Below are 22,276 nucleotides of genomic sequence, written 5' to 3' on the forward strand. Positions count from 1 at the left end.
TTCCTCCCGGTGCAGTAGCTATCGCCTCAAGGCCCACCAAGCCGCTATAGGAAAAGCCAGAGCAACAGCAATGAATGCGAATGGTGCCCACATGACTGGCTCATCGCGCACACCCAGGCTAGACCCTGAACCCACAGGACCCCAAGCGACGAACGCCGATGCCAAAGCGACGGAAGCCACTACCAAAATCGCCACCGCAACCACGCACTGGCATACGGTGTGACGAGTACGTCTTCGCCCGAGGAAAACCAAAGCGACACAGCGAAAACAAGAGGAGGAAGCAACAGCCAAACAAGAACGAAAACGAACTCCCACCGCATCATCTTGGGCTCTCCGGGGCGAGCGCGGCGCGCACAAACACATCAGATACAAAGTGCCAACAACGCCATTGCGGCCATATAGAAGACGACCCATCCAAACCCAGATCGCCGACGTACGCTTCCGTCCATCCCTGCTGCGCCGCCACCCAAGGCGCCAAACGCAGCCCATACGATCAGTCCCGTGGCCATCAACGCGTCAGCGACCGTATCTGCTGCCTCTGAGCCCCGCAGGTAACCGAAGCCAAAAAAGAAGACTGCGCTGAATCCAATCAGCCACAGGTTGAACGGCCGCACCATGCCCAACGATGCAAACAAACCGACCGCCGCCACTGCGGCAAGGGCACCAATCACAGCGCCAAATGCAAGAGCAATCAGGCCATATTGCAATCGGTCTGTAATCGTCAACGGGTCGCGTTGCATGGGTATCCTCAACTAACGTCGGGTATGGGTCGGTGCCACAGGCACCCATCGAGGGCCAGTGAAAACTATACCCGGCAGTCCCCCCTCAGCGCCGCGCCATCCACAGCGCAGCCCCCACCACCAGCGCCCCGCCCGCCCAGCCTTGCGGGCCCAGGCTTTCACCCAGCCACAGCACCGCAAACAGCGCACCCCAGGCGGGCTCGGTGCCCATGAGCAGGCCCACGCGGCTGGGGCTGGTGTGCTTGAGGGCCCAGTTTTGCGCCACCAGGGCGAACACGGTGCAGCCCAGCACCAGGTAAACCGCAGCCCACCAGAAGGCACTGGCGTCGTGCCAGGTGGGCAGGGCTGGCAGGCCTTGCGGCAGCAGCGCCCAGCCCAGGGCCAGCGTGCCCAGGCCCACCACGGCCGATTGCACGGTGGTGAGCAGCAGCACCGGCACGGGTGCCGCATCCGCCCCGACACGGGAAGAGACATGGCGCGCCGCCTGGGCCATGGCGCAGGCCATGAGGGCACGCAACACGGCGGCAGCCAGCATGAGGGCGTCGCCCCCGCTCCAGCCGCCCTGCCAGCCCCCGGCCAGCAGCAGTGCGCCTGCCAGCGACACGGCCACGCAGCCCCACACGGCCCGGCTAGGGCGCTGGCCCATCAGCGCCCATTCGGCCACGGGGGTGAACACCACGCACAGGCTGATGAGAAAGGCCGCCCGGCTGGCCGTGGTGTGGGCCACGCCATAGGTTTCGCACAGAAAGATGGACAGCAGCAAAGCCCCCAGTGGTACACCCTTGCGCAGAGCGGCCCAGCGTTGCGAGGCCGTGGTACCGCGCAGGGCCACGGGGGCCAGCACGGCGGTGGTGAGCACAAAGCGCACGGCCAGAAACCCCAGCACGGGGTAATAGGCCAGCGCCCCTTTGGCCACGCCGTAGCTGGTGCCCCAGACGATGGCGACCAGCAGCAGGGTGACATCGGCCATCCGTAGCAAGGGGTGCGGCTTGAAGGCCTGGGCCGACGAGGCGGGAGAAGAAGCGGAGGAAGAAACGGCAGGAGCGGCAGAAGTCGTCATACACCCATCGTAGATTTGCGCTCGTGTGTTGATAATCCATTCATGACACACAACATTTGTTCCTCATGAGCACCAATGAAGCCCTGCCCCACCTGGCCGACATGGCGGTGTTTGCACGGGTGGTGGAGGCGGGCAGCTTCTCTGGCGCGGCGCGGGGGCTGGGCACCACGCCGTCAGCCGTGAGCCGGCAGGTGGCTCGGCTGGAGGCGCTGCTGCAGGTGCGCCTGCTGGAGCGCACCACCCGCAAGCTGCGCCTGACCGAGGCGGGCCACGCCGCCTATGGCCGCTGTCAGGCGCTGGAGGCCGCCGCCCGCGACGTGCTGCAACTGGCGGACCAGCACATCCACGCACCGCAGGGCCTGGTGCGCATGAGCGCGCCCAAGGCCTATGGCCGACAGCGCATTCACCCGCTGGTGCCCGCGTTTTTGGCGGCGTACCCGCAGGTGGATGTGCAACTGCTCATCACCGACCGGGTGGTAGACCTGTTTGCCGAGGACGTAGACCTGGCCATCCGCATCACCGACACGCCACCGCCCGGGCTGGCGGGCAGGCCGCTGCATGCCGTGGAGCACATCGTGTGCGCAAGCCCGGATTACCTGGCACGCCGGGGCACGCCACAGCACCCCAGCGAGCTGGCCGGGCACGACTGCATTTACCTGGGGGAGGACCCGAGCGACCGGCGCTGGCGATTCACACGAACCCTGCCACGCAAAACCAGCGCCCACGCCAAAGGCAGGGCCGGTGAATCAGGCCAAGGAAGCGATCAAGGAAGAAATCAAGGGAACAGCGAGCAGGTCACCGTGTCGGTGCGGGGCCGATACGTCGCCAACCATAGCGAGGTGCGCTGCGAGGCCGCGCTGGCGGGCCTGGGCATTGCCAGCCTGCCGGGGTTTACGGCGCAATCGGCACTGGCCCGCGGTGCCCTGGTGCGTGTGCTGACCGACTGGCAACACGACACCGCGTATTCCGGCACGGCCTGGCTGCTGTACCCGCCCAACCGGTTTTTGCCGCACCGGTTACGGGTGTGGATTGATTACTTGGCCAGCGCGCTGACGGAGAGCTGAGAAGTTGGTAGCGCCCAGGCGCGGGCGGTGACGGAGAGCAGAGCCAGCACCGTCTGGTTGCTGGCCTGCGCCACGGTGGCCACATTGGCGGCCAGACGGCCAACGAGGGAAGAAGTCGAGAGGGTGGACAAGGCAGATGGAGAAGACATGGCAGTCAGATCGCTGAGCTGGTAACTATGAAACTTGCGTAGCCCCCTAGCTTGCCGGGCGGCTATGACGGGTCTATGACACCGCCGATAACACCGCTGGTGCGTTGTCATGTGACAACCATGACCGCGTGATCTCTAGACAACGGCGCTTTGCGGGCGAGGCGGCCCGCCCCCTTTGATTTCATGCGTTTCGCACCTGCGCTGTATCGCGTCGGCACCCTTGAACTTGCACCAGCCGTTCGGGTTGAGTGCGTCGAAGGCTCAGCGCGAACAGTGCACGAAAGTGCTGGACAGATCCATCACCCCTGCCCCTGCCACAACCCCGCCGCGTGCCCGCGGGTAAAGGCTTCTTCAAACACCGAGTAGCCCGACCAGTCGCTGTGTGCAAAGGCCAGCCGCGCCGTAGCGGGCGTGGGCAGCGCGCGCTGGCGCTCTCCATTCAATAGCAGCTTGCGCTTGCCCTGCGGGCTTTGCAAGCCGATTTGACTTAAAAACTGCTGCACACCGGGCACGGGGATGGACATGGCATGGCCGTACCGCGTGGTCTGCACCCGTGTGGCGCGCTGTATCACATCGGGGTGCGGGCCTGCCAGCGATGCCAGCGCCGCACGGCCCCAGTGCTCTGCACTGAGGGTGGCCAGTTGCTGGCGGGCATCGGGCACATCGCCCAGCGCCTGGTAGTAGGTCAGCACCGTGGGGCCGGGGCGGGGGTCGAGCTTTTGGTGCGAGGCGTCCACATAGCCCAGGCCGCCAGGGTTGGCGTCGCCGTAAATCACGTTGTCCCACGCGGGGGCCGCGCCCGGGCGGTCGGTGAGCGGAGTGCCCAGGTGGATGTTGGTCACGGCCCAGGGAGCCCATTGCAGACGCCGGGCCGCCTCCGCCAGGAAGGCAGGCGGCGTCTGCACCACCCGCGCCGCCACAAACACCGGCAGGGCCACGATGCAGCGCGGGGCCTGCCAGCGCTCCACATTGCCGGTGTGGTGGTTGTAAGCATCCACCTCCACAACCCGGCGCGTTTCTGCAATGCGCAGCACGCTGGTGCCGGTGCTGAGCTGGCCGCTGGCACGCAAGGGCTCTGCCAGGCGGTGGGTGAGGTAGCCGTTGCCCTCGGGCCAGGTCAGCACGCCTTCACGGTCTTCGGCCACGGGCTCGCCGGGGGCATGAAACCCGTGGCGGCTGGCAAAGTAATGCAGCCCCGCCCAGGCCGACACGCGGGAGGTACCCGCGCCGTAGTCGTCGCGGCAGCAATAGTTCAGATACCAGCGCAGGTGCGTGTCATCCAGGCCCTGCTGCTGCAGCCACGCTTCAAAAGTAATAGCATCCAGCGCTTGATGGGCGGGCGCCAAGCCCTTTTTTGCATCCAATGCTGCAAACTGCGGCATGGTGAAGCGGGCCGCCCGGCTGGCTGCATCCACCGCCTGCGCAAACCGACGGTATTGGGCCAGGGTGTCTTCGCCCACGCCGTGCACCGGCAGCAGGCCCTCGGTCCATTCATGGTCAAAGTACAGCCGCTCCTGGGGGCTGTGGCAAAGGTGGCGCTCATCGTACTGCCAGCGCCCGGCCACACGCTGGCGCAGGCCCAGTTCTTCGAGCAGGTCTTGCACTTCGGGCGCGTCATCCCCCGGCACGGGCAGGTAGTGCGCACCCATGGGGCAAGGCAGGCCCTTCACGTTGCCACCCCGGCTGTTGCCGCCGGGCTGGTCTTCCAGCTCCAGCAACACAAAGTCCTGCACCCCGGCCAGCCGCAGGCTGCGCGCTGCCGCCAGCCCCGCCACCCCGCCCCCGGCAATCACCACCTGCGCGCGCCGCACCACGGCGGGCGCAGGCAGGGTGCCCCGGGCCAGCAGATCACGCAGCGTGTGGCCGCGCTCCATGTCGATGCCAGCAAAGGCGAATTCCAGCGCAGGCGCTGCCTGCTGGCAGCCCGACAGCCAGGGCATGCCCGCCAAGGCAGTGGCACCGGCCAGCCACTGGCGGCGTTGCAGCATCACGCTGCCCCTCCGGCCTGCGGGATGGGGGCCTGCGTCATGAGACGCGAGGTCAAAGGGGTGGCGTGCATGGGATTCGTGGGGCAGAGAAGGAACACTGGTGGTCACAGCTCAATGCGCAACGACCTTACCCCATTCACGCTCGTAGGTGTGCACCAGGGCCTGGTTGGACAGGCGGTTGACCTCGGCAGGCACGCGCGCCATGTCCAGCGGAAAGTCAAACAGCAGTGGCAATGTCTGCGGGCTCAGGAACTGCAAGCCCGTGGGCAGCGCATCGGGCACGCGCCAGGGGCGGCGGCTGGCCAGCACATAACCCCACTCGCCAAAGCTGGGTACATGGGCGTGGTACGGCGCGGTCTGCAGCCCCACCGATTCAATGGTCTGCACCACCGTCCAGAAGCTCTGGCGCGCCACCAGGGGCGAGGTGGTCTGCACCACCGCGTAGCCGCTGGCCGCCAGGCGCTTGTCCAGCAGCGCATAAAAGCTGTTGGTGTAGAGCTTGCCAATGGAGAAGTTGGTGGGGTCCGGAAAGTCCACCACGATCACGTCGAAAGTGTCCTCGCCTTGCTGCAGCCACTGAAAGGCATCGGTGTTGACGATGTGGACTTTCGGGCTCTGCAGCGACTGGCCATTCAGCCGCGCCAGCGTGGGGTTGTCGGTAAAGATGCGGGTCATGGCCGGGTCCAGCTCGACCAGCGTGACCGATTCCACCGAGGGGTACTTGAGGATTTCACGCACCGCCATGCCATCGCCCCCGCCCAGCACCGCCACCCGCCGCGGGTTGCCATGGGCGGCCATGGCGGGGTGGACCAGCGCCTCGTGGTAGCGGTATTCGTCGCGCTCGGCAAACTGCAGGTTGCCGTTGAGGAACAGGCGGTGCCCCGCCCGCCCCTGGGTGACCACGATGCGCTGGTAGGGCGACGCCGTGCTGAACACGATGCGGTCCTGGTAGAACTTGTCTTCCGCCAGCGTGGTGATGTGGTCCGCCCCTGCAAACCCGGCCAGCAGCGCGCCGAGCACCAGCACGCACGCCACCGCGTGCGCCTTGAGGCGGCGCAGTTCGCCGCGAAACAGCCACACCGCCCACAGCGCCACGGCCGCATTCATCAGCCCGAACAGCAGGCCCGTGCGGATCAACCCCAGGTGCGGCACCAGCAGCAGCGGAAAGGCCAGCGACACCGCCAGCGCGCCCAGGTAGTCAAAGGTGAGCACCTGCGACACCAGATCCTTGAGCACGGTATTGCGCTTGAGGATGCGCATGACCAGCGGAATCTCCAGCCCCACCAGCGTGCCCACCATGAGCACCATGCCGTACAGCAGAAACCGGAAAGCACCGGGCACATAGGCATTGGCCATGAACAGCACCGCTGGCATCGCGCCGCCCACCAAAGCGACCAACAGTTCAATGCGCAAAAAGTGCGCGGGCAATTGCCGCTCAAAGTACCGCGACAGCCACGAACCCACCCCCATCGCAAACAGATAGGTGCCGATGATGGTGGAGAACTGCAGCACCGAATCGCCCAGCACATACGACGCGAGCGCCCCCGCTGCCAGCTCATACAGCAGACCGCAGGCTGCCACCACGAACACGCTGACGAGCAGGGCGATGTCGATGGGGCGGGGGCCTGGGGTGGAGACTCTGGCCGATGTAGCGTTTACAGATAAAGGTGTGGAAGACATGCGTGGAGGCCGGGCAGATGGACTTTGCAGCAGCGCTGACGCTCCCGCCCAAGCCCTCAGAGGAAACCAAGGCGGTATTGTGGGGGCGAACGCCCAGCCCCCGCCGCTGCAAACCCCACCCAGCGGGAGCACTATGGCGCCCATGCCACACCAGTTGCGGCGCGCATCGCACGCCACGCGAGATCAGAACTGGTAGGTCACGCTGAGCAGCAAGCTGCGCGGAGTGCCGGGCATGCTGGTGGAACGCCAGTATTCTTTGTCCAGCAGGTTGGAGATAGCCAGGGTCGCGTTCCAGGGCGCAGCGCGCCAGCCGATCAGGGCGTCCCAGCGGGTGTAGCCGGGCAGACGGGTGGTGTTCGCCTCGTTGGTGTAACGGCTGCTGGTGTGCGTCACGCCCAGCTCTCCATACCAAGCACCTTCGGGCGCGTAACGCACAAACAAGTTGCCGTTGCGCTTGGCGGTATCGCGCAGGTAATTTCCTTCATTGGCGGGGACACTACGGTCGTCTACCACCTTGGCGCTCATCAGGCCTACACCGCCGCGCACGTACCACGAAGGAGCCAGACGCCCCGCCATGCTCCACTCAATCCCGCGAGAACGCTCTTTGCCCCGCACCATGTAAAGCAGGGGGTTGTTGACAGGGTCAGGCTGGTATCGGATGTTGTAGTGCTCCAACTGGTACACAGCCAGTTGGGTAGAGAGCTTGCCGTCCAGCCAATCGCTTTTGACGCCCGCCTCTATCTGCCGCGAATGCTGAGGCTCTGCATCAAAAACCGCATTGGGATCGACAGAGACTCCCAACAAGCCTCTGCCGCCATAGGGCGAAAAGCTCTTGTTGTAAGAGGTGTAGAAGCTGTGTTCCTTGACAGGTTGCCACACCACCCCCACACGGGGGCTGACCGAATTGCCAGTCGAACCACGCTGCGCTCTTGTGAGTTGGTTCTGTGTAGTGAAGTCGAAACTGTCATGACGCGCCCCCAGCAGCAATTTCCACTGAGTGGAGAGGTGCACCAGATCTTGCACGTAGAGCGCATGCGAATGTGCCTCATGCAGGTTTTGCTGCGAGGGGTTGCCCTGAGCGGGTCGAACTGCGTTGAAGACAGGTTGCAGCGGATTGACAAAGCCGTTGCTGCTGGCCGTTGAGAACAGACGAGGATTGCGGACCTCTTCGCTGTAGTCGAGCCCCATCAACAACTCGTGCCGCATGCCAGCCAACTCCGTACTCCCGGTCAGATCCAGCGTATGGCTTGTCGTTTTGTTGCTGGTCTGCTGCCACGCGTAGCTCTGGCGGATGAGCCCGGGATTGGTACAGGTAGCGCCTGCAGACGTACGCCCCTGCGCATTGCAGTAGGTGCCCGCAAAGTAGTGGTCAAAGTCCTGACTCGCTTCACGCTTGCTGGCGACCCAACGCAGGCTCCATGCCGGGTTGAAGTCATAGCTCAGGTCGGATCGCAGTACGCGCAGACGATCTTCCACATAGTCGCCCGCCTGGGCAAAGCCCTGACGTATGGAAACACCCGCAGGCAACTGGTCATAGGCAGGCCCCCGATCTGGCACCCGCCACACGTTGTCCCAGGTGTATTGCCCGGTCCACCGCCAGCCGGTGCGGGTGTCTACAGTGATGCTGGGCGAGACCATCTCGTTCTTGTTGCGGATGCCACTGCGAAAGCTGTGCGCCTGCTCACGGTCGGCCGTCAGACGCACGGCCACATTGGGGTTGATGACCTTGTTGATGTCGAGCGTGCCGCCGTAGTTGTCCCACGAGCCGCCACGCAGGGTCACGCTGCTTTTGGCATCAAAACGCGCCTGCTTGCTGACCAGGTTGATGACCCCACCGCCTGCGCTACGACCGTACAGGACAGACGCAGGCCCCTTGAGAATTTCGATCCGCTCCACATTCGCGGTGCTGCGGCGCACTTGGCCGCTCTCGCGCACGCCATCACGGTAGATGTCGCCAGAATCTGCCGCAAAGCCGCGGATCATCACGCCCTCGCCGCGCATGTCGTAGCTGGTGTTCACGCCGGGCACGCCATCGAGCATGGTGGCCAGGTCGTTGATGCCGTAGCTTTTGTACTTGTTGACCTCCAGCGTATCTACAGTCTGTGGAATGTCCTTGGGTGCCATGTAGGTCTTGGTCGCGGTGGTCACGCCCTCGGGCCGGACATCATCGGGGTCGTACTGCGCGCCCGTGACCTGCACCGCAGGCAGTTCCATTGCGGTGGAGTGGGGGAGCGGAGCCTCTTGCGCATGGGCCTTGCCTGCCCCGTGGCCCCAACCCACCAAGATGGCTGCGACCAGGCAGCCCAAAGGAAAACGGGCAGCCACGCCGCCCGTACCAAAATCCGAAATCATGTGAACGTCCTGAAAAGATGCGCCGGATGGCGCAGCAGATACAAACTTCACATGTTAATGCAAACGAGAATGGTTTGTATTTATAAATTTACAAAAAGGACACACGTTTGACACTCACGTTCAGAACGGAGTGGACGTATGCGCCCTTCTGGTCAGTGAATCGCCGCCGCCACGATGATGCTGATGCCCAGGCACATGGCGGCCACCACCAGGCCCAAGGCCTGGTTTTGCTTTTCGACGATTTCGCGCCACAGGTCGTACGGCGTGATCTTGTCGATGATGATGAAGGCGACCCAGAAGATGACGATGCCCATCAGGGCGTAGAGCAACGTGCCGCCGATGGACAGGGGGTGAAGCCATTCAAATTTGGTCATGCTGTTCTCCGGTGAAAGTCGGGTTGTTTCGATGTCGTTGCAATGTCATGCGCTGATCACTTGTGGCCGCCGCCGGAGGAATAGCCTCCGTACGAGCCGCCTGAGCTGCGGTAGCTGGATGAGCAGTTCTCCACCCGCGGGTCGCAGCTGGAGCAGCGGCTCATGAGGATGAGCAGGATGATGATGACCACCGCGATAAGGATGATGGTGCCGCAGCCCATGCCCGACTTGGCCACGAACGGGCCCGGGTCGTCGCGCTTGAGCAGGTCCTGCTTGTCATCCAGCTTGAAGGCCTTGGCGACCACGTCGCTGCCGATCTTGTCGCCTGCCGACCAGGTCACTTCATTGCGGCTTTGCTCCAGCGAGAGCACGCCCTTGGCGCTGCCAAAGTCGCGGTTGCTGGTTTTTTGCCCGCGGCTCACCTGCCAGTAGAACTCGCCCAGCACGTAGGTGGTTTCGGCTTCGTAGCTGTATTTCAGCTCGTATTTGGTGCCCAGGTAAGTGGCCGTGCGCCCGTTGGACGAGAGTTGTGGCGCGCCCGTGGTGGGGCGCACCATGCTCCAGCCTTCTTCGGAATCGACCAGAAAGGCGAAGCCGCGCTTCTGGTTGTAGAGCAGGTATTCGCTCCAGCCAAAGTGCTCGTCGTCACCCGGCTCCACGCCCATGCGGTGCTGAAAGCCCACCACCTGCCACTGCACGCCTTGCAGCTGGCCCTTGCTACCCAACGGGATAAGGGGCTGCACGGGCTCGTCCTGCACGGCGGCGCGCAACTCGCCGCCCACGCCGCTGTCCAGGTCGATCAGGCTGTTGCATGAGCCGCAGGTGAGGCTTTTGGTGGTGGACAGCTGCACCTGCACCGGCGCGCCGCAATGGGGGCAGCTGAACTGCCGGCCTTTTTCTTCCTTGGCGGATTCGTCTTTCAGGCCCTGCAGCTTGAGGTCTTCCAGCAGCACGGAGCGGCCCCGCTCCACCGCAGGCGGGGTGTGGCCGTAGTCGATGCTGAGCACTTCGCCGTCGGCGCTGCGCAGCTCCACCATGTCAAAGGGGTGGCCCAGGGGCGGCAGCTTGGGCAGCTCGCCCTGGGCGGACACCAGCTGCGCACTGCCGCTGTAGGCCACGCTGTAGCTCTTGCCATTGATGGCGGTGGTCGCCCCCAGGCGGAAGCGGCTGGCCTCGGGCAGTTCGCGGCCCGGGTCGATCTTGCGGGTGAAGACGTAAGAGCCGTTGTCCTCGCCCAGGCTGGCGGTGCTTCCGTCCTGCAGGAAGGCGATCCACTCGGTCCATACGCCCGCATCGCTCTTGAACTGCAGGCGGCCAATCAGGGTGAAGGGCTGCTCCTGGCCGTCCAGCGTGATGCGCCCACTGGCAAAAAGCTGCAGCGGGCTGTGGTCGTCGAACAGCTCGGCCATCTTGCCCAGGCGCGTGAGCACATCGCCACTGCGCACCACCGTACTCTGGCAGTAGCCGCACACGGCATGGGTGGACTGGGCGCTCTTGAACTCCACCGGCGCGCCACAGCCGGGGCAAGGTGCGCGGTAAGCGCGCTGGGTAGGGTCTGTGGCCATGGAGAGGCGGTGGGCAAGAAGGCTTCACCTGCGAACAAGGGCTGAAGGCAAAAAATGCCACCAGCCCTCGTTCAACAAGCGCTACAAGCTATTGAATCAATAGCAAAACCAGTGGCCGGTCAGACCAGTTTCTTCAGCAATTCCGCCTTCTTGGCGTCGAACTCTTCCTGCGTGAGGATGCCCTTGGCCTTGAGGTCGCCCAGCTTTTCCAGCGTGGCCATCACGTCTTCAGGCCGCACACCCGCCGGGGCAGCGGGTGCAGCCGCAGGCGCCGCCTGGGCCGCGCCGCCTTGCAGGCCTTGCTGCAGGTTCTGCGCCAGCACCTGCCCCAGGGCGACGCCCGCGCCCAGGCCCATGGCGTCACCTGCCACGCCGCCGCCGTTGCCCGCACCTTCGGCAAACTTCGGAATGGCCTGCGCCGTTTGGTATTGCATGAACTTGCCCATGTCGTTGCCGACCATGCCCATGCCAATCTTCTGATCGAGGATCTTCTGCAGCTCTTCGGGCAGCGAGACGTTCTGCACGGTCATGGCTTCGAGCAGCAGACCCACCTTGGCAAAGGCGGGCTGCAGCTCCTGGGCCAGCGCGTTGGCAAACGCAATCTGGTTGGCTGCTAGGTCCAGAAACGGCAACCCGCTGCTGGCAATGGCGTTGCTGATGTTCTGCAGCACCATGCCGCGCAGCTGGCCGTCCACATCGGCCACGGTGTATTCCTCGCGTGTGCCGGAGATCTCGGTGTGGAACAGCTTGGGGTCGGCAATGCGGAAGGCGTAGTTGCCGAAGGCGCGCAGGCGCACGGCACCAAAGTCCTTGTCGCGGATGGTGATGGGCTGGGGTGTGCCCCACTTCTGGTCGATCTGCTGGCGTGTGCTGAAGAAGTACACATCGCTCTTGAAGGGCGACTCAAAGAGCTTGTCCCAGTTCTTCAGGTAGGTGAGGACGGGCAGCGTCTGGGTGGTGAGCTTGTAGGTGCCAGGGCCGAACACGTCGGCCACCTTGCCTTCGTTGACGAAGATGGCCATCTGCGACTCACGAACGACGAGCGTGCCGCCGTTCTGGATTTCCATGTCGCGCATGGGGAAGCGCCAGGCGAGTGTGCCGTCGCCGTCTTCCGTCCACTGGATGATGTCAATGAACTGTTTCTTGATGAAGTCCATCAGGGCCATGTGTGCTCCCAGTTGCGCTAGCGCAAGTTGAAAAGACAACCATCATAGCAACGGGGGTGTTGTGCCCAAAGCGCTTGCGGCGTGCGGGTATGGGGTGGTTGCAACAACCTGTCCGGCGGGCTGGCAGAGCCCTGTGCAAGGGGTAGGAGGCGGCGCTGTGCGGCATGAACAAGGCATGACCAGGCGGGCAGTGCAAAGAGCGGCAGGCCTGGGCGGAGGCCACCCCATTCATAGCCTCTATCTGCAAATTAGGTCTTATTGATTGGCCATTGCTATTGAGAATGCCTACCATTTCATCCATGCCGCAGTGCACCCGCCTGCATTGCAACACCACAGACCGAAGGAGCCCGCCATGTCCCACATCCGCCGCATCGCCAGCCAGAACAAGACCATGCTGCTCAAGACCGGCAGCTACTACATCATCCACATCTGCGTAGCCGCCATGGTGGCCTATGCCGTCACGGGCAATCTGCTGGCATCGCTCACTTTGAGCCTGCTGGAGCCCACGGTGCAGGCGGTGGCCTTCTTCTTCCATGAAAAGGCGTGGGACCGGGCTGGCCGCAGCAATGCCAGTGCCGCGGAAAAAGCTGCAGCAGCCCAGGCTGCCCAACCCGCCTGAGGGGAGACGGCCATGAACGTCCTGCAACGCCCCCAGTCATCGCCCACGTCGCCCACTTCAGGCACATCTCGCGGCACTTGCAAAGCAGAGGCCGCCGCAGGCGGCTTCTCCTACTGGCTGCAGCAGCGCCTGGCGCTGTGGGCGCATTGCCTGTGACGTGGCTCAGTGCCCCGCAAAGTCCACCAGTGTGAAGAGCGGCAAGCCCGACTCGCGCAGACGGGCTGAGCCGCCCAGTTCGGGCAGGTCCACAATCGCAGCCCCTTCGGTCACGGTGGCCCCCAGCTTCTCCAGCAGGCGGCGCCCGGCCATCATGGTGCCGCCGGTGGCAATCAGGTCGTCAATCAGCAGCACGCGGTCGCCGGGTTTGACGGCGTCGGTGTGCAGTTCCACCGTGGCACTGCCGTATTCCAGTTCGTAGGTTTCCTCCACGGTGGTGAAAGGCAGCTTGCCTTTCTTGCGGATGGGCACGAACCCCACGTTCAGTTCATACGCCACCACGGCCCCCAGGATGAAGCCACGCGCATCCAGCCCGGCCACCACGTCGGGGCGCAGGGCCTTGTCCATGTAGCGGTGCACAAAGGCGTCAATCAGCACGCGAAACACCTTGGGGTCTTGCAGCAGCGGCGTGATGTCGCGGAACTGCACGCCCGGTGCGGGCCAGTCAGGCACGGTGCGGATGTGTTGACGAAGATACTGGTTGACGCTGAAGGACTGCATGAAAAAACGGCTTGAAGCCGTGAGATAGATCGGAAAAAGCAGAGAAAACCCGCATTGCCAAGCGAAGGGTGCGTATGGGGGCGACCTGTGAACGGCGCTTGGCAACAACGAAGGGTGCGTATTGTTCCAAATTGTGTGCGTCCGTGCCCAGTTGTCTGCACAATGGCACCCAAGGGCGCGCACCACATGTGGGTGACAGAGGCTGGGATGCGCGACCCAGCGAAGCGGCCCTGAACTGGAGGACTACGCATGGAATCGACACCCCCACACCGGGAACAGACGGCAAGCTGCGGCTTTGCGCGGGCGGTGCATCGACCCTCTCAGCCCTTGCAAGAGCACGGGCAAGACATGCAGCGTGCAGCCCCATGCATGCTCCCCCTGGCAGACTTTGCAGACATCCGTCTGCCCGCGCTGACCTGCTGATACCGCGCCCCCGCCCCATGCCCATCACCGTTTTGTTGATCGACAACGACCCGGCGCATGCCCAGTCGCTGGTGACTGCCCTGGCTGACCCCTGGCTGGGCTGGCGCGTGGAAGTAGCCAGCACCGTGCAGGCGGGGCGCGAGCGCCTGCGCCAGCAGGGGGTAGACATTGTGGTGTGCACCCGGCAGGTGGAGGACGGCACCGCGTTCGACGTGCTGGAGACACTGCAGGGTATTCCGGCCCTGATTGTGGTGCGACCGGGCGAGGAGGGGCACGCCGCGCACGCCATGCGCCATGGTTTTGCCGACTTTGCCGTGCAGGATGCCGGGTTGAACTACCTGCTGGCACTGCCAGCGCAGATCGAGGCCATTCTGGAGCGCAGCACCAGCGCCCGGGCACGCCGCACGGCAGAAGCCATGCTGGCACGCCAGCATCGGCTGCTGCAGGCGATCTCCAGAGCCCAGGCGGTGTTCATCAGCAATGACCAGCCGCAAGCGGCCTTTGAAACACTGCTGGAAGAGCTGATGGAGCTCACGCGCAGCAGCTTCGGTCTGGTGGGCCATGTGCAGCGCACGCCTGCAGAGCCCCCTGCCCTGCTGGTGCATGCACTCACCGATATCCGCTGGGACGAAATGACGCGCATGCGCACGGTGCGCCGCTCCCACGGGGCACTGGAGCTGTGCGATCCCCTGTCGCTGGTGGGCGCAGCGCTCGCCAGCGAGCAAGCCGTCATCGTCAACGATGCCAGCACCGACCCACGCTGCCAGCGCTGGCCCGCCGGGCTGCCCGCCTTGCAAAGCTGTCTGTGCCTGCCCATCCATGCGGCGCAGGAAATGGTGGCGCTGGTGTTGCTGGCCAATTGCCCCAATGGCTACGCGCTGGCCGACATCCAGTTCCCACAGCCGCTGCTGAGCACCATTGGCCAGCTGGAGATGGCGCGGCGCGCCCAGGAGGAGCGACGCAATCTGGATGCTGAACTGATGCGCACCAGCGCGCTGCTGTGCGAAAAGTCCGACGCCCTGCAGGCCACCCTGGCCAGCGTGGCGCAAGGGATTGTGAAAGTGGACGCCGACGGCCGCATCCGCGTCTACAACCAGCGGTATCTGGAGTTGCTGGAGCTGCCGGAGGAATTCCTCTCCCGCGAGCCCAGCCACGAAGACATCGTGCGCTATCAAACCGAGCGGGGCGACTTCGGCATGGGGTTCGAGCTGATCGAAGCCCCTGCACGAGCCTATGTGCAGGCCGAATACGCAGCCCAGGGGCGTGGCCACAGCATTCCCGAAACCTACGTGCGCCGCACGCAGGCTGGCCGCTATCTGGAAGTGCGCTCGCGTTCCATGCCGGATGGCGGGCTGGTGCGCACCTTTACCGACGTGACCGACTACCTGGGCACCCTGGAAGCCTTGCGCCAGAGCGAAGCGCGCTGGCGCAGCCTGACGGACCTGTCTTCCGACTGGTACTGGGAGCAGGATGCGCAGCTGCGCTTTGTGCGGCTGAACGGACGCCCTGTGGAAGACCTGGGGCTGGACGCGCAGGCCTTTTATGGCCGCACCCTGTGGGAGCTGCCCAACACCTTTGTCAGCGACACCCTGTGGGGAGAACACCGCTCACAGGTGCAGGCCCACGAGGTGTTTCAGGACTTCGAGATGCAGCGCCAGGGGCCGGACGGGCAAATGGTGTGGGTGTCGGTGAGCGGCGAGCCCATCTTCGACCAGCATGGCCGGTTTGCTGGCTACCGGGGGGTGGCGCGCGACATCACCCAGCGCAAGAGTTCAGAGGCAGAAATCCAGCGCCTGGCGTTCTACGACGAGCTGACCGGCCTGCCCAACCGCCGCCTGCTGATGGACCGGCTGGAGCGCGCCGTGGCCACCTGCGCACGGGACAGCACCCACGGTGCGCTGCTGTTTCTGGACCTGGACAACTTCAAGGGCATCAACGACACCCTGGGCCACGAGTGGGGCGACCGCCTGCTCAGGCAGGTGGCGGAGCGCATCAGCGCCAGTGTGCGCGCCAGCGATACCGTGGCCCGGCTGGGGGGCGACGAGTTTGTGCTGGTGCTGCAAGGCCTGCACGAGGAACAGACCGAGGCGGCCGTGGAGGCCGAACTGGTGGCCCAGAAGGTGCTGCAAAACCTGACCCGCCCTTATGCGCTCGAAGGCGCAGTGCTGCACAGCACCCCCAGCATCGGCATCACCCTGTTCCATGACGGTGGGCAGTCGCTGCAGGAACTGCTCAAGCGGGCAGACTTGGCGATGTACCAGGCCAAGGCGCAAGGCCGTAACACGCTGTGCTTCTTCGACCCGGCCATGCAGGCGGCCGCCACGGCACGCTCGGCGCTGGAGGGCGATATCCGTGCTGGCATCGAGCGGCAGGAGTTCATGCTGCATTACCAGCCCGTGGTCAATGCACAAGGGCAGGTGCTGGGGGCCGAGGCGCTGGTGCGCTGGCGGCATCCGCAGCGGGGCATGGTGCCACCGGGCGAGTTCATCTCGCTGGCAGAGCAGACGGGGCTGATCCTGCCGCTGGGCAGGCAGGTGCTGCGCATGGCCTGCGCCCAACTGGCGCGCTGGGGCCAGCAGGCCACCACCAGCCACTGGACAGTATCTGTGAACGTGAGCGCGCAAGAGTTCAAGCACCCCGACTTCGTCGCCCAGGTGTGGCAGGCGCTGAAAGAGGCGGGCGCGAGCCCCCAGCAACTCAAGATCGAGCTGACCGAAAGCCTGCTGCTGCAGGATGTGGAAGACAGCATCGCCAAGATGCGGGCGCTGCGCGAGCAGGGCGTGGGCTTTTCGCTGGATGACTTTGGCACGGGCTACTCGTCGCTGAGCTACCTCAAACGCCTGCCGCTGGACCAGCTCAAGATTGACCAGAGCTTTGTGCGCGATGTGCTCACCGACCCCAACGATGCCGCGATTGCCTGCACCATCGTGGCCCTGGCCCAGAGCCTGGGGCTGGATGTGGTGGCCGAAGGGGTGGAAACCGAAGGGCAGCGCGAATTCCTGCTGCGCAATGGATGCCACCGCTTCCAGGGTTATCTGTTCGGACGGCCGGGGCCGGCAGAACAACTGCAAAACGCTACAGAAAACATAGCTGCCAACGCTTGATTCATGAGCGCTGCAGCCTGATTTTTCTCACAGCCTCACACCGCCCGCTCCGTCGGCCGCCCACACCGCCCCGCGGCGGGCTGCCCCGGCCCTCAACCGCGCAGCAATTTGTCTTCTGCCAGGGCCAGCGCCGCAGGGTGGCCTGACAGCACCAGCGTGTCGCCTTCCTGCAGCTCGGTTCCATCTGCCACGGGGGTCTGGTGGCCGCTGGCGCGGCGCAGGTTGACCACGCGCACGCCCACGGCGGGCAGGGCCAGGGCACCCAGGGTGGACCCCAGGCAACTCGCCCCCAGCGGAAGACTCACGGTGACCATGCGCTCCTGGTCACGCTCGTTCACGGTGTCATCGTCTGCGCCGTGGAAGTAACCCCGCAGCAGGTTGTAGCGCGCATCGCGCTGGTCCTGCACCACGCGCAGCACCCGGCGCATGGGCACGCCCACCAGCGCCAGGGCATGGCTGGCCAGCATCAGCGATCCCTCGATCGCCTCGGGCACCACTTCGGTGGCCCCGGCTTCCTGCAGCTTGTCCAAGGAAAAATCGTCCTGTGTACGCACCACCACAGGCACCTGCGGGGCGTGTGAGCGGGTGTTGGCCAGCACCTTGAGGGCTGCAGGCACGTCGATATACGTCACCACCACCGCACTGGCACGCACCAGCCCGGCTGCCATCAGGGCCTGCAGGCGCGTGGCGTCGCCGTACACCACCGAATCGCCCGCCGCAGCGGCCTGGCGCACACGGTCGGGGTCCAGGTCCAGCGCCATGTAGGGAATGTTCTCGCGCTCCAGCATGCGCGCCAGGTTCTGGCCGCAGCGCCCGTAGCCGCAGATGATGACGTGCTTGCTGGTATTGATGGACTTGCGTGCAATCGTGGTCATCTGCAGCGACTGCTGCAACCAGTCGCTGGCCACCAGCTTCATCACGATGCGGTTGCTGTGCATGATGAGGAAAGGCGTGGCCAGCATCGACAGCACCATGGCCGCGAGGATGGGGTTCATCAGCGCAGGCTGCACAAGGCCATGCTCCTGCGTGAGCGAGAGCAGCACAAAGCCGAACTCCCCCGCCTGGGCCAGAAACAGCCCCGAGCGCAGCGCCACGCCCGTGGTGGCCCCCATCAACCGGGCCAGCACCATGATGATGAGCAGCTTGACCAGCAGCGGCACGGCCAGCAAAGCCAGCACCAGCGCCCAGCGGTCCACCAGAATGTGCCAATCGAGCATCATGCCGATGGTGATGAAGAACAGCCCCAGCAGCACGTCGTGAAAGGGGCGAATATCGGTGCCCACCTGGTGGCGGTATTCGGTCTCGGACACCAGCACCCCGGCAATGAAGGCACCCAGCGCCAGGCTCAGCCCGGCCAGCTCCGTCAGCCAAGCCAGGCCCAGGGTGATGAGCAGCAGGTTCAACATGAACAGCTCTTCGCTCTTGCGCCGTGCCACCAGGGTAAGCCACCAGCGCATCACCTTCTGCCCACCGGTGAGCAACACGCCCACCAGCACCGTGGCCTTGAGCAAGGCCCAGCCCAGCGCCACCAGCAGTTCGTCGGGCGAAGTGCCCAGCGCAGGAATCAGCACCAGCAGCGGCACCACCGCCAGGTCTTGAAACAGCAGCACGCCCATCACACGCCGCCCGTGCTCACTCTCCAGCTCGGCGCGCTCGGCCATCAGCTTGACGACGATGGCGGTGCTGCTCATCGCCAGCACGCCCGACAGGGCCAGCGCCGTCTGCCAGCCCATGTCCCAGATCCCGCCCACGGCGTAGGACAACAACACACCGCCCGCAGTGACGACTGCCATGGTCAGCAGCACCTGCATGAGCCCCAGGCCAAACACCTGGCGGCGCATGGCCCGCAGCTTGGGCAGGCTGAACTCCAGCCCGATGGCAAACATCAGGAACACCACCCCAAACTCGCCCAGATGCCGCACGCCTTCCGAGTTCTGGGCCAGCGCCATGGCATGGGGCCCAATCAGCACCCCGGCAGCCAGGTACCCCAGCATGGGCGGCAACTTCAGGCTGCGGCAGGTGACCACACCCAGCACCGCAGCCAGAAGGTAAAGCAAAGTCAAAGCGAGAGAGGACATAGGGCGATGCTATACGAGGGATACCGCTGTCCCCAAGGCATATGAAGCCTTTGAGCCATTGCAGCAGGGACATGTGCCCGGTCGATAGAATCCCGGCATGACAGCGAGCCTCCCCACGCCCCCCACGTTCGACCCGGCACAGGCCTTGCGCCTGGCGCGCGAGACCTTTGACATCGAGGCCGCAGCGCTGCACGGGCTGGCAGCCCGGGTGGACGAGCGTTTTGCCCGCGCCGTACAGATGGTGCTGGCCACCACAGGCCGCCTGGTGGTGATGGGCATGGGCAAGAGCGGCCACGTAGGCCGCAAGATTGCTGCCACGCTGGCGTCCACAGGCACCCCCGCATTTTTTGTGCACCCTGCCGAAGCCAGCCATGGCGACCTGGGCATGGTGACCGGCAGCGATGTGGTGCTGGCCATCTCCAACAGCGGCGAAAGCGGCGAACTCACCGCCATCCTGCCCGTGCTCAAGCGCCTGGGCGCTCCGCTGATTGCACTGACCGGCGGCCTGCACTCCACCCTCGCCCGCCATGCCGATCTGGTGCTGGACTGCAGCGTGGAGCGCGAAGCCTGCCCACTGAACCTGGCCCCCACCGCCAGCACCACGGCCCAGCTGGCCATGGGCGATGCGCTGGCCGTGGCGCTGCTGGATGCCCGCGGCTTCAGGCCCGAAGACTTTGCCCGCTCCCACCCCGGTGGGGCGCTGGGCCGCAAGCTGCTCACCCATGTGAGCGACGTGATGCGCAGCGGCGCCCAGGTGCCCCGCGTGGCACCCGAGGCATCTTTCAGCGACCTGATGCGTGAAATGAGCGCCAAGGGCCTGGGTTGCTCGGCCATTGTGGATGCCTCAGGCCAGGTGCTCGGCATCTTTACCGACGGCGACCTGCGCCGACGCATTGAGGCCGGGGCGGACCTGCGCACCGCCACGGCTGCCCAGGTCATGCACGCATCGCCCCGCCGCATTGCCCCGGATGCCTTGGCGGTGGACGCCGCCGAGATGATGGAAGCCCATGGCATCACCAGCGTGCTGGTGGTGGACGCCGCGGGCCAGCTCACAGGCGTGGTGCACATCGGCGACCTGATGCGGGCCAAGGTGATCTGATGCAGAGCACGTCATCCACTCTGCCCCTCCTGCCCCCGTTGCATCCGGCACTGAACTGGGACCCTGAACTGCTGTTGCGCGCCCAGCCCGTGCGTGTGGCGTTTTTCGATGTGGATGGCGTGCTCACCGATGGCGGGCTGCTGTTCAGCGAAAACGGCGAAACCCTCAAACGCTTCAACACCCTGGACGGCCACGGCCTGAAGCTGCTGCAAAAGGCGGGCATTACGCCGGCCGTCATCACCGGCCGGGATTCGGCCCCGCTGCGCGTGCGGCTCAAGGCCCTGGGCATTGAGCACGCCGTGTTTGGCACCGAGGACAAACGCCCTGCTGGAGAGCGCCTGCTCACCCAGCTGGGGCTGGACTGGTCTCAGGCCGCCGCCATGGGGGACGACTGGCCAGATCTGCCTGTGATGCGGCGCTGCGCACTGGCCTGCGCCCCGGCCAATGCCCACCTGGAAAATCGCCACTGTGCGCATTACGTGACCCAGGCGCGTGGGGGCGAAGGTGCAGCACGTGAGTTCTGCGACCTGCTGCTGGTGGCCACCGGGGCTTATGCCCGCCTGCTTTCGGACTACGGCTCATGACACGCTGGATTCAACAAGGCTGGGACCGACTTTCGCTGTACCTGCCGGTGCTGCTAATGGGCCTGCTCGCCATGGGCACCTGGTGGCTGGTGCGCAATGCGCCTATGCCGCTGTCTACCACCCAGCGCAGCGTGCCCGCAGACCAGCCCGACTATTCGATGAAGAACTTTGCCGTGAAGAGCTTTGACGCAAAGGGCCGGTTGCAAAGCGAGGTGCGGGGCGACGTGGCCCGGCACTTCCCGGCATCGGACACGCTGGAAATCGACAAGGCGCACATGCGCTCCATCGCACCCAACGGAAGGCTCACCATCGCGACATCCAACCGCGCACTGAGCAACGGCGATGGCTCTGAAGTGCAGCTGTTCGGCGACGCCGTGGTGACCCGCGAGGCCATGCCTGCACACAACGGAGCCCCAGCGCAGCCGCAGCTGCAGTTCCGCGGCGAGTTCCTGCACGCCTTCACCCAGGAAGAGAAGGTGCGATCCAACCAGCCGGTCACCCTGACCCGTGGCAGCGACCGCTTCACCGCAGATTCCATGGAATATGACAACCTGGACCAGGTGCTGCAATTGAATGGCCGTGTACGCGGCATGCTGATGCCCGGCACTCCGCAAGGCCGCTGAGCACCTTGGCCCACTGCAGCATCTCAGGATTCGCCCAATGACCCAGCCTCTCGCATTCATCACCGGCGCATCCAGCGGCATTGGCCAGGCGCTGGCGCTGCACTTCTACCAGGCGGGTTACCGGCTGGCACTGGTGGCACGTCGCACTTCTGAAGTGAAATCATGGGCTGATGCACATGGAATCAGCGCAGCAAGCTACGAAATTTATAGCGCCGATGTGTCGGTAGTGGACAGCATCGTGGCCGCTGGCACCGAATGCATTTCCCGCCAGGGCCTGCCCGACGTGGTGATTGCCAACGCAGGTATCAGCGTGGGCATGGACACCGCCGAGCGGGACGACCTGGAAGTGATGGTGCGCACGTTGGCCACCAACAACACCGGCATGGCCGCCACGTTCCATCCTTTTGTGCAAGGCATGACACAGCGCCGCAGCGGCACCCTGGTCGGTATCGGCAGCGTGGCGGGTATTCGTGGTCTGCCCGGGCACGGAGCCTACTGCGCCAGCAAGGCTGCCGTCATCAGCTACTGCGAAAGCCTTCGGGGCGAGATGCGGCCCCATGGGGTGCGCGTGGTCACGATCTGCCCGGGGTATATCGACACGCCGCTCACCCGCCAGAACCGCTACAGCATGCCCTTTCTGATGCAGCCACAGGACTTTGCACGCCAGGCTTTTCAGGCCATCACCCGCGGCGACAGTTACCGTGTGATTCCATGGCAAATGGGCGTGGTGGCCAAGCTGCTGCGGATGTTGCCCAACGCGCTGTTTGACCGCCTGCTGGCAGGCAGACCGCGCAAACGTCGCCAGAACGAGCCTGCGAACTAGCGGCCCCAAAGCGGCGCAACTACGGAGGCAAAAAGGCAACAAAAAAGCCCCCGAAGGGGCTTTCTTGT

General features: G+C 64.8%; 20 protein-coding genes. 9 read left to right on the forward strand and 11 right to left on the reverse strand.

The window, feature by feature from the left end:
• Positions 1–362: 362 nt before the first annotated feature.
• Together AACH87_RS20700 and AACH87_RS20705 are read right to left on the reverse strand one after the other, a co-directional pair.
• Complete coding sequence (locus AACH87_RS20700) at positions 363–740, reverse strand: hypothetical protein (RefSeq protein ID WP_338796450.1); 378 nt, start codon at positions 738–740, stop codon at positions 363–365.
• A gap of 85 nt (positions 741–825) precedes the next feature.
• The gene (locus AACH87_RS20705; RefSeq protein WP_338796451.1) at positions 826–1,800 is read right to left on the reverse strand and encodes a DMT family transporter; all 975 of its coding nucleotides are present in this window, start codon (positions 1,798–1,800) and stop codon (positions 826–828) included.
• A 65-nt stretch (positions 1,801–1,865) separates the two neighbouring features.
• Here AACH87_RS20705 and AACH87_RS20710 point away from each other — a divergent pair, with 65 nt between their 5' ends.
• Positions 1,866–2,864 (forward strand): LysR family transcriptional regulator, encoded by a 999-nt coding sequence (locus AACH87_RS20710; protein WP_338796452.1) that lies wholly within the window; start codon positions 1,866–1,868, stop codon positions 2,862–2,864.
• Here AACH87_RS20710 and AACH87_RS20715 read toward each other — a convergent pair.
• The 7 genes from AACH87_RS20715 to AACH87_RS20745 all read right to left on the reverse strand — a co-directional run bounded on the left by AACH87_RS20715 (position 2,834) and on the right by AACH87_RS20745 (position 12,138).
• Positions 2,834–3,013: a hypothetical protein gene (locus tag AACH87_RS20715; RefSeq protein ID WP_338796453.1), complete on the reverse strand. Its 180-nt coding sequence runs from the start codon at positions 3,011–3,013 to the stop codon at positions 2,834–2,836. The two genes, AACH87_RS20710 and AACH87_RS20715, sit on opposite strands and share 31 nt — an antisense overlap.
• A gap of 299 nt (positions 3,014–3,312) precedes the next feature.
• The gene (locus tag AACH87_RS20720; protein WP_338799041.1) at positions 3,313–4,953 is read right to left on the reverse strand and encodes an FAD-dependent oxidoreductase; all 1,641 of its coding nucleotides are present in this window, start codon (positions 4,951–4,953) and stop codon (positions 3,313–3,315) included.
• Between the two features lie 159 nt (positions 4,954–5,112).
• Positions 5,113–6,681 (reverse strand): polyamine aminopropyltransferase, encoded by a 1,569-nt coding sequence (locus AACH87_RS20725; protein WP_338796454.1) that lies wholly within the window; start codon positions 6,679–6,681, stop codon positions 5,113–5,115.
• A gap of 183 nt (positions 6,682–6,864) precedes the next feature.
• The gene (locus AACH87_RS20730; RefSeq protein ID WP_338796455.1) at positions 6,865–9,033 is read right to left on the reverse strand and encodes a TonB-dependent siderophore receptor; all 2,169 of its coding nucleotides are present in this window, start codon (positions 9,031–9,033) and stop codon (positions 6,865–6,867) included.
• A gap of 152 nt (positions 9,034–9,185) precedes the next feature.
• Positions 9,186–9,407, reverse strand: coding sequence for a DUF350 domain-containing protein (locus AACH87_RS20735; RefSeq protein WP_338796456.1), 222 nt, complete (start codon positions 9,405–9,407; stop codon positions 9,186–9,188).
• A gap of 56 nt (positions 9,408–9,463) precedes the next feature.
• The gene (locus AACH87_RS20740; protein ID WP_338796457.1) at positions 9,464–10,972 is read right to left on the reverse strand and encodes a DUF4178 domain-containing protein; all 1,509 of its coding nucleotides are present in this window, start codon (positions 10,970–10,972) and stop codon (positions 9,464–9,466) included.
• Between the two features lie 119 nt (positions 10,973–11,091).
• Entirely contained in the window at positions 11,092–12,138 is a 1,047-nt protein-coding gene (locus AACH87_RS20745) for an SPFH domain-containing protein (RefSeq protein ID WP_338796458.1), read from the reverse strand.
• A gap of 352 nt (positions 12,139–12,490) precedes the next feature.
• Between AACH87_RS20745 and AACH87_RS20750 the strand changes: the two genes are divergently transcribed.
• The gene (locus AACH87_RS20750; protein ID WP_338796459.1) at positions 12,491–12,757 is read left to right on the forward strand and encodes a DUF2061 domain-containing protein; all 267 of its coding nucleotides are present in this window, start codon (positions 12,491–12,493) and stop codon (positions 12,755–12,757) included.
• 12 nt (positions 12,758–12,769) lie between these two features.
• Positions 12,770–12,913: a hypothetical protein gene (locus tag AACH87_RS20755; protein WP_338796460.1), complete on the forward strand. Its 144-nt coding sequence runs from the start codon at positions 12,770–12,772 to the stop codon at positions 12,911–12,913.
• A 6-nt stretch (positions 12,914–12,919) separates the two neighbouring features.
• Here AACH87_RS20755 and AACH87_RS20760 read toward each other — a convergent pair whose 3' ends face one another.
• Complete coding sequence (locus AACH87_RS20760) at positions 12,920–13,474, reverse strand: adenine phosphoribosyltransferase (protein WP_338796461.1); 555 nt, start codon at positions 13,472–13,474, stop codon at positions 12,920–12,922.
• Positions 13,475–13,723: 249 nt separating this feature from the next.
• On the opposite strand from AACH87_RS20760, the gene AACH87_RS20765 reads away from it, so the two are divergent.
• Both AACH87_RS20765 and AACH87_RS20770 read left to right on the forward strand, forming a co-directional pair.
• Positions 13,724–13,897, forward strand: a complete 174-nt coding sequence (locus AACH87_RS20765) for a hypothetical protein (RefSeq protein WP_338796462.1) — start codon at positions 13,724–13,726, stop codon at positions 13,895–13,897.
• Between the two features lie 17 nt (positions 13,898–13,914).
• Positions 13,915–17,001, forward strand: a complete 3,087-nt coding sequence (locus AACH87_RS20770; protein WP_338796463.1) for an EAL domain-containing protein — start codon at positions 13,915–13,917, stop codon at positions 16,999–17,001.
• 92 nt (positions 17,002–17,093) lie between these two features.
• On the opposite strand, the gene AACH87_RS20775 is transcribed toward AACH87_RS20770, so the two are convergent.
• Positions 17,094–19,079, reverse strand: a complete 1,986-nt coding sequence (locus tag AACH87_RS20775) for a monovalent cation:proton antiporter-2 (CPA2) family protein (protein ID WP_338796464.1) — start codon at positions 19,077–19,079, stop codon at positions 17,094–17,096.
• Positions 19,080–19,176: 97 nt separating this feature from the next.
• Between AACH87_RS20775 and AACH87_RS20780 the strand changes: the two genes are divergently transcribed.
• The 4 genes from AACH87_RS20780 to AACH87_RS20795 are packed head-to-tail and all read left to right on the forward strand — an operon-like array spanning position 19,177 to position 22,208.
• Positions 19,177–20,178, forward strand: a complete 1,002-nt coding sequence (locus tag AACH87_RS20780) for a KpsF/GutQ family sugar-phosphate isomerase (protein ID WP_338796465.1) — start codon at positions 19,177–19,179, stop codon at positions 20,176–20,178.
• Positions 20,178–20,762: a 3-deoxy-D-manno-octulosonate 8-phosphate phosphatase gene (locus tag AACH87_RS20785; RefSeq protein WP_338796466.1), complete on the forward strand. Its 585-nt coding sequence runs from the start codon at positions 20,178–20,180 to the stop codon at positions 20,760–20,762. The genes AACH87_RS20780 and AACH87_RS20785 overlap by 1 nt, the downstream gene beginning before the upstream one ends.
• Positions 20,759–21,385 (forward strand): LPS export ABC transporter periplasmic protein LptC, encoded by a 627-nt coding sequence (gene lptC, locus AACH87_RS20790; protein WP_338796467.1) that lies wholly within the window; start codon positions 20,759–20,761, stop codon positions 21,383–21,385. Before AACH87_RS20785 ends, lptC begins: the two co-directional genes overlap by 4 nt.
• A 37-nt stretch (positions 21,386–21,422) precedes the next feature.
• Complete coding sequence (locus AACH87_RS20795; RefSeq protein ID WP_338796468.1) at positions 21,423–22,208, forward strand: SDR family oxidoreductase; 786 nt, start codon at positions 21,423–21,425, stop codon at positions 22,206–22,208.
• The last annotated feature ends 68 nt before the right edge of the window (positions 22,209–22,276 follow it).

The organism is Acidovorax sp. DW039 (genome assembly GCF_037101375.1).
Lineage (GTDB): Bacteria > Pseudomonadota > Gammaproteobacteria > Burkholderiales > Burkholderiaceae_C > Acidovorax.

Coding starts and splice junctions, on each gene's coding strand:
- AACH87_RS20730 (WP_338796455.1), bottom strand. CDS start 9,033: ATGATTTCGGATTTTGGTACGGGCGGCGTGGCTGCCCGTTTTCCTTTG.
- AACH87_RS20745 (WP_338796458.1), bottom strand. CDS start 12,138: ATGGCCCTGATGGACTTCATCAAGAAACAGTTCATTGACATCATCCAG.
- AACH87_RS20725 (WP_338796454.1), bottom strand. CDS start 6,681: ATGTCTTCCACACCTTTATCTGTAAACGCTACATCGGCCAGAGTCTCC.
- AACH87_RS20780 (WP_338796465.1), top strand. CDS start 19,177: ATGACAGCGAGCCTCCCCACGCCCCCCACGTTCGACCCGGCACAGGCC.
- AACH87_RS20735 (WP_338796456.1), bottom strand. CDS start 9,407: ATGACCAAATTTGAATGGCTTCACCCCCTGTCCATCGGCGGCACGTTG.
- AACH87_RS20715 (WP_338796453.1), bottom strand. CDS start 3,013: ATGTCTTCTCCATCTGCCTTGTCCACCCTCTCGACTTCTTCCCTCGTT.
- AACH87_RS20720 (WP_338799041.1), bottom strand. CDS start 4,953: ATGCCCTGGCTGTCGGGCTGCCAGCAGGCAGCGCCTGCGCTGGAATTC.
- AACH87_RS20750 (WP_338796459.1), top strand. CDS start 12,491: ATGTCCCACATCCGCCGCATCGCCAGCCAGAACAAGACCATGCTGCTC.
- AACH87_RS20795 (WP_338796468.1), top strand. CDS start 21,423: ATGACCCAGCCTCTCGCATTCATCACCGGCGCATCCAGCGGCATTGGC.
- AACH87_RS20755 (WP_338796460.1), top strand. CDS start 12,770: ATGAACGTCCTGCAACGCCCCCAGTCATCGCCCACGTCGCCCACTTCA.
- AACH87_RS20740 (WP_338796457.1), bottom strand. CDS start 10,972: ATGGCCACAGACCCTACCCAGCGCGCTTACCGCGCACCTTGCCCCGGC.
- AACH87_RS20775 (WP_338796464.1), bottom strand. CDS start 19,079: ATGTCCTCTCTCGCTTTGACTTTGCTTTACCTTCTGGCTGCGGTGCTG.
- AACH87_RS20705 (WP_338796451.1), bottom strand. CDS start 1,800: ATGACGACTTCTGCCGCTCCTGCCGTTTCTTCCTCCGCTTCTTCTCCC.
- AACH87_RS20770 (WP_338796463.1), top strand. CDS start 13,915: ATGCCCATCACCGTTTTGTTGATCGACAACGACCCGGCGCATGCCCAG.
- AACH87_RS20710 (WP_338796452.1), top strand. CDS start 1,866: ATGAGCACCAATGAAGCCCTGCCCCACCTGGCCGACATGGCGGTGTTT.
- AACH87_RS20765 (WP_338796462.1), top strand. CDS start 13,724: ATGGAATCGACACCCCCACACCGGGAACAGACGGCAAGCTGCGGCTTT.
- AACH87_RS20700 (WP_338796450.1), bottom strand. CDS start 740: ATGCAACGCGACCCGTTGACGATTACAGACCGATTGCAATATGGCCTG.
- AACH87_RS20785 (WP_338796466.1), top strand. CDS start 20,178: ATGCAGAGCACGTCATCCACTCTGCCCCTCCTGCCCCCGTTGCATCCG.
- AACH87_RS20760 (WP_338796461.1), bottom strand. CDS start 13,474: ATGCAGTCCTTCAGCGTCAACCAGTATCTTCGTCAACACATCCGCACC.
- lptC (WP_338796467.1), top strand. CDS start 20,759: ATGACACGCTGGATTCAACAAGGCTGGGACCGACTTTCGCTGTACCTG.